General features: G+C 74.2%; 15 protein-coding genes. 11 read left to right on the top strand and 4 right to left on the bottom strand.

Annotated features, from left to right (window positions below; translation table 11 throughout):
* Positions 1–83 precede the first annotated feature (83 nt).
* From FIV44_RS12495 to FIV44_RS12470, 6 genes are all read left to right on the top strand, one after another.
* On the top strand, positions 84–1,649 hold the full coding sequence (locus tag FIV44_RS12495) for a sulfatase family protein (protein ID WP_141004715.1): 1,566 nt from the start codon (positions 84–86) through the stop codon (positions 1,647–1,649).
* Positions 1,650–1,683: 34 nt separating this feature from the next.
* Positions 1,684–2,376, top strand: a complete 693-nt coding sequence (locus FIV44_RS12490; RefSeq protein WP_141004714.1) for an NAD-dependent deacylase — start codon at positions 1,684–1,686, stop codon at positions 2,374–2,376.
* Positions 2,376–2,837, top strand: coding sequence for a MarR family winged helix-turn-helix transcriptional regulator (locus tag FIV44_RS12485; RefSeq protein ID WP_141004713.1), 462 nt, complete (start codon positions 2,376–2,378; stop codon positions 2,835–2,837). Before FIV44_RS12490 ends, FIV44_RS12485 begins: the two co-directional genes overlap by 1 nt.
* 86 nt (positions 2,838–2,923) lie before the next feature.
* Positions 2,924–3,313 carry a cupin domain-containing protein gene (locus FIV44_RS12480; protein ID WP_141004712.1) on the top strand — a complete coding sequence of 130 codons (390 nt, stop codon included), beginning with the start codon at positions 2,924–2,926 and terminating at the stop codon, positions 3,311–3,313.
* A gap of 55 nt (positions 3,314–3,368) precedes the next feature.
* Positions 3,369–4,094, top strand: a complete 726-nt coding sequence (locus FIV44_RS12475; RefSeq protein ID WP_141004711.1) for a hemerythrin domain-containing protein — start codon at positions 3,369–3,371, stop codon at positions 4,092–4,094.
* Positions 4,095–4,101: 7 nt separating this feature from the next.
* The gene (locus FIV44_RS12470; protein WP_141004710.1) at positions 4,102–4,407 is read left to right on the top strand and encodes a thioredoxin family protein; all 306 of its coding nucleotides are present in this window, start codon (positions 4,102–4,104) and stop codon (positions 4,405–4,407) included.
* Positions 4,408–4,421: 14 nt separating this feature from the next.
* Here the strand turns inward: FIV44_RS12470 and FIV44_RS12465 are convergent, their stop codons facing one another.
* Together FIV44_RS12465 and FIV44_RS12460 are read right to left on the bottom strand one after the other, a co-directional pair.
* Positions 4,422–5,780: a hypothetical protein gene (locus FIV44_RS12465; protein WP_141004709.1), complete on the bottom strand. Its 1,359-nt coding sequence runs from the start codon at positions 5,778–5,780 to the stop codon at positions 4,422–4,424.
* Positions 5,717–7,789 (bottom strand): ATP-binding protein, encoded by a 2,073-nt coding sequence (locus FIV44_RS12460; RefSeq protein WP_181411141.1) that lies wholly within the window; start codon positions 7,787–7,789, stop codon positions 5,717–5,719. The genes FIV44_RS12465 and FIV44_RS12460 overlap by 64 nt, the downstream gene beginning before the upstream one ends.
* Positions 7,790–7,924: 135 nt before the next feature.
* Between FIV44_RS12460 and FIV44_RS12455 the strand changes: the two genes are divergently transcribed.
* The 3 genes from FIV44_RS12455 (at position 7,925) to FIV44_RS12445 (ending at position 10,656) form a co-directional block, all read left to right on the top strand.
* Positions 7,925–9,325: an Ig-like domain-containing protein gene (locus FIV44_RS12455; RefSeq protein ID WP_181411140.1), complete on the top strand. Its 1,401-nt coding sequence runs from the start codon at positions 7,925–7,927 to the stop codon at positions 9,323–9,325.
* Between the two features lie 133 nt (positions 9,326–9,458).
* Positions 9,459–9,971 (top strand): sigma-70 family RNA polymerase sigma factor, encoded by a 513-nt coding sequence (locus tag FIV44_RS12450; protein WP_141004706.1) that lies wholly within the window; start codon positions 9,459–9,461, stop codon positions 9,969–9,971.
* Positions 9,964–10,656, top strand: coding sequence for a hypothetical protein (locus FIV44_RS12445; RefSeq protein WP_141004705.1), 693 nt, complete (start codon positions 9,964–9,966; stop codon positions 10,654–10,656). Before FIV44_RS12450 ends, FIV44_RS12445 begins: the two co-directional genes overlap by 8 nt.
* Before the next feature lie 69 nt (positions 10,657–10,725).
* On the opposite strand, the gene FIV44_RS12440 is transcribed toward FIV44_RS12445, so the two are convergent.
* Entirely contained in the window at positions 10,726–12,018 is a 1,293-nt protein-coding gene (locus FIV44_RS12440) for a PD40 domain-containing protein (RefSeq protein WP_141004704.1), read from the bottom strand.
* 758 nt (positions 12,019–12,776) lie between these two features.
* On the opposite strand from FIV44_RS12440, the gene FIV44_RS12435 reads away from it, so the two are divergent.
* The gene (locus FIV44_RS12435) at positions 12,777–14,060 is read left to right on the top strand and encodes an FAD-binding oxidoreductase (protein WP_141004703.1); all 1,284 of its coding nucleotides are present in this window, start codon (positions 12,777–12,779) and stop codon (positions 14,058–14,060) included.
* Between the two features lie 232 nt (positions 14,061–14,292).
* On the opposite strand, the gene FIV44_RS12430 is transcribed toward FIV44_RS12435, so the two are convergent.
* Positions 14,293–14,937, bottom strand: a complete 645-nt coding sequence (locus FIV44_RS12430) for a TetR/AcrR family transcriptional regulator (RefSeq protein ID WP_141004702.1) — start codon at positions 14,935–14,937, stop codon at positions 14,293–14,295.
* A gap of 128 nt (positions 14,938–15,065) precedes the next feature.
* Between FIV44_RS12430 and FIV44_RS12425 the strand changes: the two genes are divergently transcribed.
* On the top strand, positions 15,066–17,228 hold the full coding sequence (locus tag FIV44_RS12425) for an MMPL family transporter (protein ID WP_141004701.1): 2,163 nt from the start codon (positions 15,066–15,068) through the stop codon (positions 17,226–17,228).
* The last annotated feature ends 42 nt before the right edge of the window (positions 17,229–17,270 follow it).

Genomic DNA, 17,270 nt, shown 5'->3' with positions numbered 1-17,270 from the left:
CTCGAGTAGAGAGGTCTAGTAACCTCACTTTGGGTCGACCGACTGGGGAGAGGTGTGGAGTGGCACGTCGAAGGACCGGTGAGTTGCGCGCGTCGCTCCCCCTCAGCAGGTCGGCGCTGGCGGGGATCGACGACCCCGGCCGGCTCCCGGAGGCGCAGCGGGAGGCGGTGAGGCCCACGCCGACGCCGGGGTTCACGCGTGAGGTCGAGCGGCCGAACGTCCTGCTGGTCACCGTCGACGACCTGGCCACGATCGACATGCCCTACCTGCCGCGGGTCCGGCGGCTGATGGAGCGGGGTGGGGTGGCGTTCGCGGACGCGCTGGCGCCGACGCCGCTGTGCGCCCCGTCGCGGGCCTCGCTGCTCAGCGGGCAGTACGCCCACAACCACGGGGTCCGCACGGTCAGCGGCCGCGACGGCGGCTACTCCGCGTTCTCGCACGCCGACACGCTCGCCACGGCGCTCCAAGAGGCGGGCTACGACACCCTCTTCACCGGCAAGTTCATCAACCGGTACGGCGAGGACGGCACCGCTCACGACGTGCCGGAGGGCTGGACCGACTGGCGGGCGACGGTCGACCCGTCGACGTACCGGTTCTTCGGGCCGCGGATGAACGTCAACGGCGTGGTGGCGCGCTCGAAGGGCTACACGACCGACGTGATGACCGCGCACGCGCAGGAGATGATCGGCGCCGATCGCGGCGGCCGGCCGTGGTTCGCGTGGGTCAACTACGTCGCGCCGCACGTCGGCTTCCCGGGCGGGAAGGACGACCCCAAGCGGCTGTTCCCGGGTACGCCTGCGGGCGAGCTCAAGACGACCGTGCCCGACCCCAAGGACCGCGGCCGCTACCGCCGGGTGCCGCTGCCCCTCTTCCCCAGCTCGTTCCCGGAGGGCGACCCGGCGGTGCCGTCGTACGCCCCCGCCAACGCGAACCGGTTCGACGCGCTGCAGAAGCGGGCGCTGAACATCGTCTACCAGCGCCGGATCGAGGCGGCCCGTGGGCTGGACCGGGCGATGGCGAAGCTGTTCCGCACGCTGCGCAGGACCGGGCAGCTGGACCGGACGCTCGTCGTGTTCCACTCCGACAACGGCTACGCCATCGGCCCGCACAACATGAACGGCAAGCGCTTCCACTACGACGAGTCGCTGCGCGTCCCGCTCTACATGCGCGGCCCGGGGCTGCCGCGGGGTGTCGTGGTGCCCACCGCCGTGACCGTCCCCGACCTCACGGCCACGATCTTCGCCGCGACCGGCGTGCGGCCGCCCCGTCCGCTCGACGGCGTGGACGTGCTGCCCTGGATCGGCGCCCCGCCGCAGGTCCGGGTGGTGCCGATCGAGGCGTGGATCGGACGGGGCGAGGTACGGCGCGCCCGGCGGGTCTATCGCGGCGTCCGGATCGGCACCTGGACCTACGTGGAGTACCGCCGCGGCGGCGTCGAGCTCTACGACCGCGGCCGCGATCCCTACGAGATGCACAACCTGGCCGACGACCCGGCGTACGCCGACGTCCGGGCGACGCTGTCCACGCTCACCGCGCGCTACCGCAACAGCGGCGGCGAGACCGCTCCGCACCAGCTCTACGCCGCCGACCGGCTGGCCGAGCTCGCGGGAACGCCCCCGGCTGCGGCCGCGGTGTCCACCGGCCCGTGACGACGGTCACCCGGTGGGCGGGTAGCCTCCGGTCGTGCCCCAGATCGTCGTCCTGACCGGTGCCGGCATCTCCGCGGAGAGCGGGGTGCCGACCTTCCGCGACGCCGACGGCCTCTGGGAGGGACATCGCGTCGAGGACGTGGCCACGCCGGAGGGCTTCGAGCGGGACCGGGCGACGGTGCAGCGCTTCTACGACGAGCGCCGCGCCGCGCTGGCGACCGTGGAGCCGAACCCGGCGCACCGGGCGCTCGCCGAGCTGGAGGAGACGCTCGGAACCGGGCTGCTCGTGGTCACCCAGAACATCGACGACCTGCACGAGCGGGCCGGGTCGCGCAACGTGGTGCACATGCACGGCGAGCTGCTCAAGGCGCTGTGCCGTGCGTGCGGGGTGGCGTCGCCGTGGCAGGGGACGCTGATCGACGAGCCGGCCTGCCCGGGATGCGGGGTCGAGGACCTGCGGCCGGACGTGGTGTGGTTCGGGGAGGTTCCCTACGAGATGGACCGGATCGCCGACGCGCTGGCGGAGGCGAGCATGTTCGTGTCGATCGGGACGTCGGGCGCGGTCTACCCCGCCGCGGGGTTCGTCCAGCACGCCCGCCGCCACGGCGCCCGCACGCTCGAGCTCAACCTCGAGCCCAGCGAGGGCAGCCACTTCTTCCACGAGTCCCGGCAGGGCCGGGCCGGCGACCTGGTGCCCGTCTGGGCCCGTGAGGTGCTCTGGGCCTGATGGGAGACGCCGAGCCCAACCTGGGGATGCAGTTCGCGTTCGCCTTCCGGGCGCTGGCGGACCGGCACGCCGAGGTCCTCGGGGAGCTGCTCGGCGAGGACCTCAGGCCCGCCCACGCGTACCTGATGCGGGCGGTGGCCGACGAGCCGCAGAGCGTGTCCCGGCTGGCCGGAATGCTGCAGGTCAGCAAGCAGGCCGCCAGCCAGATGGTCGACCTGCTGGAGGACCGCGGACTCGTCGCGCGCACGGTGAACGCCGCCGACCGCCGGACCCGCGACGTCACCACCACGCCGCGCGGCGAGGAGGTGCTGGCGACGGCGGACCGGGCGTGGCGGACGGTCGAGAACGAGGTCGCCGAGGCCGTGGGCCCGCGGGCGTACGCCGCGCTCACCAAGGCCCTGCACGCCTATCTCGCCGCCTCCGGCACCGGTACGACGGGCGGCGTCCGCCCGATCTGGTGACCCGGGTCGCCGATGGTCAATTCGGTTGACCATCGGTCGCAGTCGACCTATATTTGGTCAACCCAATTGACCAAAGGAGATCGATCATGTCCGCCCACGTCACCCGAGCCGACGGCCGGCGCGTCTCGGAGACCCCCAACGCCGTGATGACCACCCTCGCCTCGCCCACCCTCAGCGGGACCGGCGACCTCAGCGTCTGGCGGGTCGCCATGACCGAGGGCCAGCAGGGGCCCTGGCACCTCTTCGACGTCGAGCAGGTCTGGCTGGTGCTGTCCGGCGAGCCCACCGTCGAGGTCGACGGCGACCGGCTCGACCTCGCGCCGGGGGACACCCTGAGCCTCCCGGCCGGGGTACGCCGGCGGATCTCGGCCGGTCCCGGCGCGGAGCTCCTCGTCTGCGGCGCCGGCCGGGGCCGGGCCGTCCCGATCGACGGCGACCGGCTCGGCGACCCGGTGACCCCGCCCTGGATCGCCTGACGCCCACGGGCCCGATCCCAGTCGGCTCCCAGTGCCGGCCGTCATCCTCGGCACCATGAGCACCCCCACCGACCACCCGACCACCCTCCTCCTCCCCGGCCAGGCGGCCGCGCCGCCGGGCCCGTGCGACCTGGGCGGCATGTACCTCATGCACCACGCCTTCCGCCGCGACCTGCGCGACCTGCGGGCCGCCGCGGAGCACACGCCGCTCGACGACCGGGCCACCTGGCGCGCGCTCGGCGTGCGGTGGACCCGGTTCGCGCACCACCTGCACGAGCACCACTCCGTCGAGGACCGGGTGCTCTGGCCGCTCCTCCACGAGCGCGTCGCCGCCGCCGGCGACGAGCAGGCCGGTGCCGTCCTGGAGGCGATGGCGGCCGAGCACGCGCTGATCGACCCGCTGCTCGAGAAGTGCGCCGAGCGGTTCGAGCGGCTGCTCGCCGTACCGGACCCGGAGGCGCTGGCCGGGCTGCCCGCCCTCCTCGCCGAGACCCGCGCGGTCCTCGACGACCATCTCTCGCACGAGGAGCGGGAGGCGGTCGCCCTGGTCCAGCGGTACGTCGGCGCGGGGGAGTGGGAGGAGCTGGAGCGCACCGAGTTCCGCGGCCGGCCGAGCCTGACCGAGCTGCGCTTCCAACTGCCGTGGATGGTCCACGAGGTGCCCGGCGAGGTCGTCACCGGCCTGGTCCGGGCGGCCGGGCCGGTGTTCGCGCTGGTGCTGCGGCTCTCCCGGCGCCGGTTCCTCCGCGACCACGCCGCCGCGTTCCGGCACGTGCCGTGAGCAGGGGGTGCGGTCGGCCACCGACCGCGACTTCGCCGACCTGGTGCTCGGCGCCGCGACGCCGGTCCTGGTCTGCTTCCACCGGGGCGCGCCCGCCGCCGACGAGCTGGACGTGCTCGCCCGCGACCTGCCCTGGTTGACCTGCGTGCGGATCGACATGGACCGCTGGCCGCGCACCGCCGCGTCGTACCGGGTCACCGAGGCGCCCACCCTCGTGCTCTTCCAGCGCGGGGCGCCGGTGCTGACCCTCGCCGCCGGCCAGCAGCCGACGCTGGTACGCCGCACCGTCGAGGCGCTGGCCCCGCGGCCCTGACCGTCCGAGCCCGATCAGATCCGGTACGCCGCGCGCGCCGCCTCGACCCAGGCGGCGTACCTCTCCAGCCCCCACGCCCGCCCCAGCGCGACCGCGGCGTCCGCATGCCGCGCGGCGGCGGCGAGATCACCGGCCGCCGCCGCGCCGAGCGCCAGGAAGCCGTCGACCGGCCCGAGCGGCATGGCACTGCCGCCCGACGCCATCAGGCCGGCGTACGGCGCCGCGACGGCGTACCCCCGGGTCGCGAGGTCCGGCAGGCCGAGCCCGAGGCCGAGCTCGCAGGCCAGGCAGGCGTTGGCGAGCAGCGTGTAGGAGTGGTCGTCGAGGTCGATGTCGGGGTCGGGAAAGGAGTCGCGGGCCAGGTCGACGAGGCCGAGCCGCAGCAGCAGCCAGGGGCCGACGTGGCGCATCGAGACGCCCTCGTCCCCGGTGGCGCCGAGCCGCTCGCCGAGCCCGGCCAGGGTGTCGACGTCGCCGGACCAGAGCGCGGCCAGCGCCGTGGTGCCGATCAGCGCCCGGTCGAAGTTGGGGATCCGGCTGTGCCGGGCGAGGTCGGTGACCTCGGCCAGTTCGCCGGCGGCGATGTCGTCCTCGCCCGCCATCGCGCGCAGCGGGATGTCCGCGGCGAGCAGCACCGCCTCGGCGGTGACCAGGCCGAGGTGCCGGGCCAGGCCGAGCGCGCCCGGCAGCAGCGACCGGAACGCGGCCACGTCGCCGGCCTCCAGCGCCGCGCAGACCACGAGGGCCTGGGCGAGCGCCTGGGCCCGGGCGTCGCCCAGCTCGGTGGCGACCGCCACGGCGCGCTCGGCGAGCGCGCGCCGCCAGCCGAGCGTGTCGGTACGCCACCGGGCCGAGAACGCGCCGGCGAGCACCACCGACTGCAGCCGCAGGTCGTCGGTCGCGTCGGCGAGCGCCACCGCCTCCTCGACCAGTGCGTCCACCCGCGCGAGGTCGTCGGAGTAGTACAGCTCGGTGGCCAGCGCGACCCGGGCCCGAGCGCGCAGCCCGACCGCCGCGTCGCCGGCGTCCAGCTGGGCGATGGTGCGCTCCAGCGCCGCGACGACCGGGGCGTGCACCACGCCGAAGGTCCGCACCTGCCAGACGGCGCCCTCGATGGTCGCCATCGCGGCCCGGGCCGCCCGCTCGGGATCGCCGGTGCGCTCGGCGGCGGCCATGGCCAGGTCGACCGACCGGCCGAGCCCGCCCCACTGCCCCGCCCAGCGCTGGGCGTCGACGAGCAGCATCAGCAGCTCGTAGCGCTCGTGGTCCTGGCCGGCCGGATCCTGCTCCTGCAGCGCCACCGCCCGGGTCAGCAGCTCGGCCTCCTCGCGGTGCGCCGCGTCCAGGCCCGCCTGCTCGGCGGCACGCAGCACCGCGCGCCACGCCGTACCGGCGTGCTCGGGCCGGCCAGCTCCCAGTGCCGGGCCAGCTCCGCGCGCTGCTCGACCCGGCGCAGACCGGCATGCGCGCCGAGCTCGGCGGCGAGCCGCGCGTGCCACCGGCTGCGCTCGGCGCCGCCGAGGGAGTCCAGCACGACATCGCGGACCACGGCGTGCGCGAACGCACCGCGGCGTACGACGCCCGCCGGCTCGTGCACCAGGCCGGCCGTGACCGCCGGAGCCAGCCGGGTGGCGAGCGCCGCGAGGTCGACCCCGAGGGCGAGGGCCACCAGGCCCGGGTCGAACTCCCGGCCGGCGACCGCCGCCACCGCGAGCGCCTCGCGGGTGTCCGGCGGGAGCTCGGCCACCCGGGCCGCGACCACGTCGGTCAGCGAGCCGCTGACCACGCCGCCCGCCCGGGCCAGCTCCACCAGGAAGAACGGGTTGCCGCCGGAGCGCTCGATCAGCTCCGCCACCTGGGCCGCCGGCCAGGCCCGGCCGGTCGCCGTGTCGACGAGGGACTGCGCGGGCGCGGCGGCCAGGCCGGTGAGGTCCACCCGGGCGCCGCCGTGCCGGGCGACGACCGCGGCGACGCCGGCCAGCGCGGCGTCGTCGCCGGCGCCGGCCCGCCTCGTCGCGAGCAGCAGCAGCCGCTCGGCGGTCGCCGAGGCGACGAGCTGGCGGAGCACGTCGAGGGTGGCCGGGTCCGCGTCGTGGATGTCCTCGAGGACGACCAGGACCGGGCGTGCCTGCGCCGCTCGTCGCACGGCGCCGGCGATGGTCTCCCAGGTGTCGAAGTCCTGCGGATCGGCGCCGGCGAGATCCGCGAGGTCCGTCTGCTCGCCGGGATCGGCGCCCTGCTGCCGCAGCGAGCCGAGGACCTGGTGCCACGGCCAGAGTGGCGGTGCGCCCGGCCGGCCGCAGTCGGCCGTCACGACGGTGAACCCACGCTCGAAGGCGCGGTGGGCGGTCTCGAGCGCGAGCCGGCTCTTGCCGATCCCGGCCTCGCCGGTGAGCCAGGCGGCCCGGGCGCGGCCGCTCTCGGCGTCGGCGAGGGTCGCGGTCATCAGGTCGAGCTCGGCCTCGCGCCCGGCCAGCGGCCACGGCGGCGGGGGTGGTGCGGTCCGGCCGCCGGCCGTGGTCGGTGCGGCGTCGAGGTGGACTCCGCCGGTCGCGGGGGCGGTGGTGCGGTCCTGCCAGGTCACCGAGGGGTCCTGGCGCAGGATCGCGGTCTGCAGCTCACGGACCGGCGCGCTGGGCTCCACGCCGAGCTCGTCGTCGAGCACCGACCGCAGCCGCTGCAGCGCCGCGAGCGCGTCCGCCTGCCGGCCGGACCGGGCGAGGGCGACCGCCCACAGCGTCCACCAGCGCTCGTGGAGCGGGTGCGCCCGGGTCATCGCCTCCAGCGCGGGGACGACCTCCGCGTGCCGGCCCAGCGCGAGATGCGCGACCGCGCGCAGCTCCTCGGCGGCGGTCCGGTGGTCCTCGAGCCGGGCGCGCTCGGCGGTGGTGTCGGGGTCGTCGCCCAGCTCGGCGTACGGAATGCCGCGCCAGGCCGCCAGCGCCCCGTCGGTGACCACCAGCGCCTGCTCGACCTGGGCCACGGCCGCGGCAGGCGCGGTGGGCCGCAGCGGATCGGGTACGACGGCCAGCAGCTCGCGCGCCCGCACCACCCCGTCCACCAGGCCGGTGTCGTCGCGCGCGGCGCGGTCGGTCCGCAGGGCGTACCCGCCGTGCTCGGTGACCAGCACCGTCGCCGGCCGGCGCGGCCCGCGATCGGGCTCGAGCGCGCGGCGCAGCTGGCCGACATAGCTCTGCAGCGTCCCGGTCACGCTGGTCGGCGGGCGGTCGCCCCATACCCGCGCGATCAGGCCGGGCACCGAGAGCACCCTGCCGTGCTCCAGGGCGAGGGCGGCGACGATGGCCCGCTGCCGCGGGGTGCCGAGGTCGATCTCGGTGCCGTCCCGGCGTACCCGCACCGGGCCCAGCACGTCGATCTGCACGCGCTGATGGTAGGCGCCGCCACTGGGAGCGGACTGGGAATCGGGAATCCGCGCGCCTGGTCGTCGCCCAGCGGGCTCCCAGCGCGCCGCGACACGCTCCTGCGGCAACCGACAACCGAGATCGATGGAGACCCGATGCGTTCCCCCACCCGCCCCTTCCTGCATGCGCCGGCGCTGGCGCTGTCGACGGTCCTGCTCGCAGTGCTGGCAGTGCTGGCCTCGCTTGCACCGGCCCACGCCCTCGACGACGACGATCCCACGGACCCCGGCGGTCCGGCGCTGAGGTTCACCAAGCTCCAGATGGGCGCGTCGCCGGCGTACGGCGGGCGTCAGGGCCTGCTGTTCACCACCAACTACAGCGCGCAGGAGACCGTGGCGACGGTCTACTACACGCCGAGCAACGACACCCCGCTCACCGACGTGCTCGCGACGAGCGACAAGGAGGGCACCATCTCCTGGCCGACCTCGCCCCGGTTCAAGCCGGGCAGCTACAGCGTCACCCTCGAGGTCGTCAAGGAGAGCAGCTCGGTCACGTCTTCCCGCCTCACCTTCACCGTGAGCAAGGCGGGCGTCACGTCCATCGCCGCCGTCGACGACCTGCGGGTCGCCCAGTACCGCCCCGTCGACCTCAGCCTGACCGTGAGCAGCACCGCGGCCGACGCCCCGCTGCGCGGCGCCTACACGCTGCTGGCGAAGCCGGTCGGCGGCGGGCCGGACGTCTCCGTCAAGGAGGGCGGTTACGAGGGTGCCGGCCCGCACGTCCTCTCCCTGCAGCAGTTCGCCGCCACCCACCCGGGCGTCTGGGAGCTGTACTTCCTCACCTCCGAGACCGACCTGCTCGCCTTCGGCAGCACCCGGGTCGCGCGGCTCGAGGTGCTCCCGAGCCGGGTCCCGACCGCGCTGGCGCTCGACCCGGGCACCACCACGCACGAGTACGGCGACCCGTCGGCCGCGATCTCCGCCAGCCTCACGTCCGGATTCGACGTGGCCGGCCTCGCGGGCCGGGTGCGCCTCCTCGACCGCGGCGTGCCGACCGGCGACGAGGTCGAGGTGACCGGACCGGGCACCGTGACGTTCCCGCTGGGCGCCCTCGCCGTCGGCGAGCACAGCCTGTCGCTGGAGTTCCTCGGCAACGACGTCTTCGAGGGCTCGGCCTCGCCCGCCCGAGCAGTCACCGTGACGAAGCCCGGCGAGCAGGACCCCGACCCCGAGCCCGACCACGCGGACGGCCCGGCGAAGACGACCTTCGCCGCCCAGGTCACCGGCAGAGTCAAGCTCAAGCGCGCCCGGCGGGTCGCCGTCGTCAAGGCCGCCGTGGTCGCGCCCGGGCGAGCCGCCCCGCTCGCCGGCCAGGTGCAGGTGCTGGTCGGGAAGAAGGTGGTCCGCACCGTCGACATCGCCGCGACCAACGGCGTGGTGAAGGTGAAGGTGAAGGGCCTCAAGCCCGGCAAGCGCAAGATCACCGTCCGCTACCTCGGTGCGCCCGACGTGGTGGCCGCCGCGGCGAAGTGGAAGGTCAAGGTCCCGCGCCGCTGACGCCTTCCCCCGGGGTGGTGCCGCTCGGGCGGCGCCGCCCCGGAGTGCGTTGCCGTGAAACCTACGTCCCCACTCCGGCGTCTTCTGGGAGACGAGCTGGTTGCGCGGACCGCGGCCACATGAACGGGAGCCGATGGACGAGCATGACTTCGACGCCTTCTACTCCGCCTCGGCGGCGCGCATCACGGCACAGGTCCACGCCATGATCGGGGACCGCGACGAGGCGCAGGAATGCGTCCAGGAGGCCTTCACCCGGGCCTGGGCCCAGCGGCGGAGATTCGCCGAGGTGGAGTACAGGGAGGCCTGGATCCGGACGACGGCGTACCGGCTCGCAGTGAGCCGCTGGCGCCGCACGAGCCGCGGACGGCGGGCCTCCGATCGTGCGCTGTCGGACGACGGCATCGTGGCCGCGCCGAGTGAGACCCACGTCGCCGTGGTGGCGGCGCTGCGGGAGATCCCGGCCACACAGCGCCAGGCCATCGTCCTGCATCACCTCGCCGACCTCCCGGTCCGCCAGGTGGCCGCCGAGCTCGGCATCTCGGAGAACACCGTCAAGACGCGGCTCCGCCGAGGCCGCGCCGCCCTCGCCGTCCTGCTCGGCGGTGACGAGCACGAGCCGCTGCCGGGGGTGATCGGCCATGGCTGACCGGGAGACGCCGTTCGGCGACCTCGGCGACCTCGGCGACCTCGGCGACCTCGGCTGGACGCTGGGTCAGCTGGCTCCGTCGGCCGAGGTGCGCGCGGCCGGGGATCGCCGCCGCCTGCGCCACGTGCGCCGTGTGCGGGGCGTGACCGGCGGCCTGGCGCTCGGCCTGGCCACGGCCGTGCCGTTGACGCTGACGGCCCTGGGCGGGGGGAGCGGCGCCGGGCCCGCGGCGAGCGACCCGGTCGTCCGGGTGACGACCGTGCCCGACGACTTCGCGCTGGGTGCCGGCATGGGCGCGCCGCGGCTCAGCGCCGACGCCGACCAGGTCGACGGGATCGACCTGTGCGGGGACGCGGACGGGGTCCGCCTGCTGCTGGCCCGGGCCACCGACGTCCTGATGGCCACCGCCGGCTCGAAGGACCCGAGCGAGCAGCGCCTCCTGATCCTGTTCCCCGACGACGCCGCCGCCGAGCGGGCCCTGCACCGCGCGCGACGGGCCCTGGCCCGGTGCGCGGCCGAGCCCCGGGGCGATGCGGTGCTGGCCGTCCGCGTCGGGAACGCGTTGCTGCTGAGCCGGGCGACAGGCGGCCCGGTGGGCGCCGACGCGACCACCGAGGACGAGCTGGTCGAGCGGTCGGCGCCGGTCCTGCTCCGGATGTGCGTCTTCGCGGAACGGCCCTGCTGAGGGAAGCGCCGACGCATCGGGGCGGCCCGGTCCGACGACCCGACCGCCCCGACGTGTGTCACTCGGCTCTCAGCGCACCCGTACCGCGGCTGTCTTCTTGACGGTGGTGGCGTAGCCGGAGCGCCCGACCGTGATCTTGACCGAGATCTTGTGGCCGCGGTCCTTCCGCTTCAGCCGGTACGTCGCCTTCGTCGCGCCCCGGATGGCCTTCCCGTCGCGGGTCCACTGGTAGGTCACCGACGTCGGGGACGGCACCCAGGTGCCCGCCTTGGCCTTGAGCTTCTTGCCGACGCGCGGCGCACCGCTGACCTTCGGCTTCTTCTCGAGCGTCAGATGCTGGCCGGTGCCGGGCGCGGGCAGGTCGGGGGTCTGCCCGATCGCCGCGGCGGACCATGCCGGGTCCGAGCCGCCGGGGGCGAGCAGGATGTCGACCCGGGTCTCGCTGCTGCAGTTCATGTCGCTGGCGCGGTAGATGCCGTCCGGCTCGGCCCAGGCGAGCGTGGAGCCGTCGGGCGCGATCGTCGGCTCGTGCAGGTCGCCGTCGGCCAGGCCGATGTTGCAATAGCGGGTCTGCCCGTAGACCGGCTTCCACGGCGTGGCGCTCGTCCGCACCTCACCCCCGTTGGGGATCACCACGATCGACTCGTCGCCGACGTCCCCGCGGACCCCGACCGTCCATCGGCCGTCCCGGGAGACCTCCATGTCGGAGAGCTCCTTGCGGTTCGTCTCGTAGTCGCTCTCGCTGAACCACGGGATGTCGCGCCGGCCGAGGTCGTAGAGGTGGACCTTGTTGCGGTACCAGTGGTTGAGCACGACCCGGTCGTTCGTCACCCAGGAGGGCTTGTCGTAGAACGCGAGCCCCCACTGACCGGGATCCGTCGGGTGGTCCGCGGCCGTGAATCCGGTCACCCACCGTTTCTCGCCCAGCGCGAGCTTGAAGTAGGTGTAGGCGATCCGGGCTCCGTCGGGGGAGATGGCGGTCTCGGTGAGATCGCGTCCGGAGACCGTGTTGCCGATCGCGTCGTACAGGTCGGGCGGGTCGAAGGCGTTGAACACCTCGCCACGCTGGTTCATCCGGTAGACGATCCCGCCGTGGTGGGCGACCACGACGCCGTTGTCGGACTGGGTGGGCGACTGCCAGGGGTCGGCCGCGGTGCCGCCGTTGGTGACCTGCCGGTGGACACTGCCGTCGCCGTCGGTGAGCCACACGTTGTGGTCCTTGATGTAGACGATCGATCCGCCGCCGGTCGCCGCCTGGGCAGCCGGAACGGGTGCGCCGCCGGGGACGATGCCGAGGACCGTGGCGGCGATGCCGAGCGCGATCGCCGAGCCGAGGCCGCGGCGGCTGGGGGTGATGGACACAGAACTTCCTCTCCTTGGTCGAGATCGCCACGATCGGGCTGGTCAGTGGGACCGCACTGGGAGCGGACTCGGTGCGCCGGGCGGTGAAACCTGGCCGCGGTCCCGGGCGTCTCGTCGGTGTTCGATCACCGAGAAGAAGGAGAAGCAGATGTCTGCCCACCGATCCCAACGGATCGCCGCCGTCGTCGCCGGGAGCTGTCTGGCCGGAGGTCTCGGCGTCGTCGGTCTGGACGGCAGTGCGACCGCAGCCTCCGAGGGGCCGGGGCCGGCGCGCGGGGCCCTGGACGTCGTCCACCCTGTCGGCGAGCCCGATTCCGCGGCAGCCGAGCCGCGGGCGCCCGAGGCGGGAGCGTCCATGTCCTCGCCCTACATCCCGGGCGTTCCACACGTCCCCTCGGACGTCCTGCTCGTCATGGGAGAGGGCGGCTCGCTCGACGGCTCCCGGTTCGTCGGTCCCGAGGGCTCGCTGTTCAACGGCCCGGTCGACGAGGTCGAGGACCGCGTCGACGCCTGGTGGGCCGAGCAGATGGCGGCAGGCCTGACCCCGAGGAGGCCGACGCTCTGCTCGCCGACCACTAGGCCGGGAAGCAGGGACCCCCGACGAGGGCGCGCTGGTCGTCGATGGCGGCCAGCGCGCCCTGCTCTGCTGCGTGGTCGCCTGTCGCTCGGTCGCCTGCCGCCGCTCGCCCCAGTCGGCTCCCGGTCGTACTCCAGCGCTCCCGACGACGCTGCCGGTGACCCCGAGAGAAGGCACATCCATGAACCACGCACTCCCGATGTTCAACCTCGCCCACCGGCACACGCCGCGTGAGGTCGTCGTACCCCGCAGCGCCGAGGAGGTGGCCGAGGTCGTCCGCGGCGCCGCCGGCACCGGGGAGCAGGTCCACCCGATCGGCGCCGGCCACGGCTGGACCCACGCCGTCGTGGGTGGCGTCGCTCTGCTCACCCGCGGCCTCGCGGGCGTCGAGATCGACCCCGTCGCCGGTCGCGCGCGGATCGGCGCCGGTGCCACCTGGGCCGAGGTCATCGCGGCCGCGGCGCCGCACGGCCTGGCCCCGCTGGCGGGATCGGCGCCGGCTGTCGGGGCCGTCGGCTACCTCCTCGGTGGCGGGCTCAGTCCGCTCGGCCGCACCTACGGCTGGGCCACCGACCACGTCCGGTCCTTCGAGATCGTCACGGGCGGCGGCGAGGTCCTCACCACGTCCGCGAGCAGTCACCCCGACCTCTTCCAGGCTCTGTTGGGCGGCAAGCGCGCACCCGGCGTCGTGACGTCCGTGGACGTCGACCTGCTCCCCCTGGCCACGGTGTACGGCGGCGGCCTGTTCTTCGACGGCGCCGACGCCGAGGCCGTGCTCGGGGAGTGGGCCGCGTGGTCGGCCTGCATTCCCGCGACGGTCAATACCTCGGTGGCGCTCTTGCGGCTGCCGGATCGTGACACCGTCCCGGAACCGCTGCGCGGCCGCTGCACGGTTCACGTCCGGTTGGCGGTCGTCGACGAGGAGGATGGGGCGGCCGCCGTGCTGCTCGAGCCGATCCGCAAGGTGGCGCGGCCCGTCATCGACACCGTGGCCCGGCTCCCGGTCTCCGCGATCGGCGCCATCCACGCCGACCCCGAGCAGCCGATGCCCGCTCTCGAGGCCGGAGCGCTGCTGTCGTCCTTCGACGTCGACGCGACGCGCGCGCTGCTGGCCGTGGCCGGTCCGCAGGTACAGGCGCCGTTCGCGGTCGTCGAGGTCCGCCGGCTGGGAGGCCTTCTGGCCGAGGCGCCCCGCCGGCCGGATTCCGTGGCAGGACGTGACGCGGCCTACGGGCTCTTCGTCGTCAGCGCGCCCGTCCCCGAGCTGTTCGAAGGCCCCGTCCCCGCAGCCGTCGGCGATCTCGCCCGGGCCATGGCGCCGTGGGCGAGCGGCCGGTTCCAGCCCAACTTCGTCGGTTCGCTGAACCAGCCCACGGCCCTCGACGCCGCGTGGCCGGACGACGTACGCGACCGGCTGGAGCGCGTCCGACACATCTACGACCCGGCCGGTGTCATCGGCCATTGATCGGTCCGCCAGCCACCGACCCGGCGCGTACTGACCTGCCGGAAGTGTCGACCCGGCAGGAAGTCTCTGCGGGGTCGGCGACGATTCGAGGTCAGTTCGTGACGGGTCGGCGGGCGTCAGGGGCGGGCGAGCTCCTCGTCGAGGATCCTGGTGAGGCGCTCGCGCTCGTGCTGCAGGCCGAGGGGCTCGAGCCAGTCGAGGATGGTGGCGCGGAACAGCTGGCCGGACTCGATCACGCGGGGGTCGCAGTGGCCGGTGGACTCCAGGGTGACGACCCCGTACAGGGCCGACCACGCCCGCATGTAGATCCACAGCAGTCCGCGGTCCTCGCGGGGATGTGGTCGGCCTTCGCGGGGATCAGGGGGTCGAGGACGGAGTCGCGGATGACCGGGTCGAGGTCGTCGAGCGCCGGGAACGGGAACTGGTACAGCTCCCAGATCTGCCAGAGCAGGTCGGTGAAGTAGTGGCCCGACGTGGAGAGGGTCAGCAGGTCGCGGCGCTCGCTGTCGGCCTCGGCGATCGGGTTGGCGAAGACGAGGGCGAACTCGCGCGGCCTCGTCAGCGCCCAGCGACGGAACCGCGTGCACGCCACCGTCAGCCGGGCGGCGGGGTCGTCCTCCGGGAACCGGGAGGCCGCCTCCGCCCACGCGGCCGTGGCGGCCTTGTCGAGCTCGAAGGCGACCAGGTCGACGAGCTGCTGGTAGCTGGCGACGTACCGGTACAGCGCCGGCGCCGTCATCCCCATCCCCGCCGCCACCGCACGCAGCGACAGGTCCGCCCCCTCCTCGAGCAGCCGCGCGGAGACGGCGACGATCTCGTCGTACGTCGCCTCGCGCTGGCGCTCGCGGCGGGTGGCGGGCGTACGGAGGTGGGGCACGGGACTCCTCGAGATCGGCTGGGTCGGATCCGGCAGTGAACACTTGACTACCACAGTTTACACCGTTTACGGTTAACGGCGTTCACGAAACTGACAGAGCTTCACTCTGGTGACCAGGAGGAGTCGGCATGATCGAGCGATGGGGCGCCGTGGTGGTCCGACGTGCCGTGGCCGTGCTGCTGGTCGGGCTCGGCATCACCGCCGCCGCGGCGATCGCCGGCGTCGGCCTGGAGGACTCGCTCTCCGCCGGCGGCTTCGACGACCCCGGCACCGAGTCGGCCCGGGAGCTCGCCCTCGAGCGGGAGACCTTCGGCAACCGGTCGATCGACGCCATCGTGATCTTCTCCAGCGACGACGAGGAGGCCGCCGACCCCGCCTTCCAGCAGGAGGTCGAGCGGACCGTCGCCGCGATCCCCGGCGACAGTGTGGTCTCGGTCCTCACCTGGTACGACGTCCAGGACCCGGCCATGGTCAGCAGGGACGGCCATGCCACCGCCGTCTACGTCTCCCTCGCCGGCGACAGCCAGAACGACTTCATCGACTCCTTCGACGCGATGCGCCCCGCGGTGGAGGAGAGCTCCCTCGACACCGAGCTCGCCGGCGCCTACGCCGTCTACACCGACGTCAACGAGGAGACGAAGTCCGACCTCCTGCGCGCCGAGATCGTGTCGATGCCGATCGTCCTGATCCTGTCGCTCATCATCTTCCGCAGCGTCGTCGCCGCGCTGATGCCCGTGCTGGTCGGCCTGGTGGCCGTGCTCGGCGCCCGCGCGGCGATCGCCGGGCTCAACCAGCTGGTCGACGTGTCGATCTTCGCGCCCAACATCATCACCCTGCTCGGCCTCGGCCTGGCGATCGACTACGCGCTGTTCGTCGTCTCCCGGTTCCGCGAGGAGATCGCCCGCGACCCCGGCGACCCACGCGGTGCCGTCGTCCGCACGATGGCCACCGCCGGCCGGACCGTCGCATTCTCGGCGCTGACCGTCGCGGCCGCGATGAGCTCGCTGCTGGTGTTCCCGCAGACCTTCCTCAAGTCGATCGGGTACGGCGGCATCGCGGCCGTGCTCGTCGCGATGGTCGCCGCGCTCACCGTGCTGCCGGCCGTCCTGGCCCTGCTCGGGACCCGGATCGACGCGGTCCGGATCCCGTTCCTCCAGCGCTCGACGCCCGTCGAGTCCGACCACGGCGCCTGGGCCCGCCTCGCCCGTGCCGTGATGAGGCGCCCGGTCGTGGTCGCGACCGCGGTGGTCGTGGTCCTGCTCGCGGTCGCCTCGCCCTTCCTCGGCGTCAAGTGGGGCAGCGTGGACTACCGGGTACTGCCCGCCGACACGCCGTCCCACCAGGCCTCGGAGCGGCTCAACAGCGAGTTCGGCCCGGAGCGGTCGACCGCCAACGTCCTGGTGAGCGGTGCCGACGACGCCGGCGTGGCGTCGTACACGCGGGCGCTGGCGGAGGTGGACGGCGTCGTCGACGTCCGGCCCGTCGCGACCGAGGGCGACACCACCCTGCTGCGGGCCGCGTGGGAGGGCAACAGCCAGACCGCCGACTCCCAGCAGGTCGTCCGCGACCTCCGGGGGGTCGACGCGCCGGACGGGGCCGACGCCCTCGTGGGCGGCCTGACCGCCGACACCGTCGACCTGGCGGGCTCGGTCGGCGACCACCTGCCGCTGATGGGCGCGATCGTCGTCGGGGTGATGCTGGTGCTGCTCTTCCTCGCCTTCGGCTCGGTGGTGCTGCCGCTCAAGGCGGTGCTGATGAACGGGCTCTCGATCACCGCGTCCTTCGGCGTCGTGACCTGGATCTTCAGCGACGGGCACCTCGCCGGCCTGCTCGGGTTCACGCCGCAGGGCTTCCTCGACCTGACCAACCCGATCGTGATGCTCGCGGTCCTGTTCGGCCTGTCCATGGACTACGAGGTCTTCCTGCTCTCCCGGATCCGCGAGCAGTGGGACGCGACGGGCGACAACGACCTCGCCGTCCAGACCGGCGTGCAGAAGACCGGTCGCATCATCACCAGCGCCGCGCTGCTGCTGGCGGTCGTGATCGGCGCGTTCAGCCTGAGCGGCGTCGTGTTCATGAAGATGCTCGGGCTGGGCATGCTGGTCGCGATCCTCGTCGACGCCACCGTCGTCCGGGCCCTGCTGGTCCCGGCCACGATGAAGCTCCTCGGCCGCTGGAACTGGTGGGCGCCCGGTCCGCTGGCCCGCTGGTGGGGTCGCCACGGCTTCCGCGAGGAGTACGACGCCCCGCCGGCGCCGGAGGTCCCGGACCCGGTTCCCGCGGGTCGCTGACCGCCGCGGGCACCGCCGTCCCCCTCCGCGTCGGGTGGATCG

This window comes from Nocardioides humi (assembly GCF_006494775.1).
Taxonomy (GTDB): Bacteria; Actinomycetota; Actinomycetes; order Propionibacteriales; family Nocardioidaceae; genus Nocardioides; species Nocardioides humi.
The sequence above is the reverse complement of the archived record's forward strand: the minus strand, read 5'-3'. Positions and strand labels throughout refer to the sequence as shown.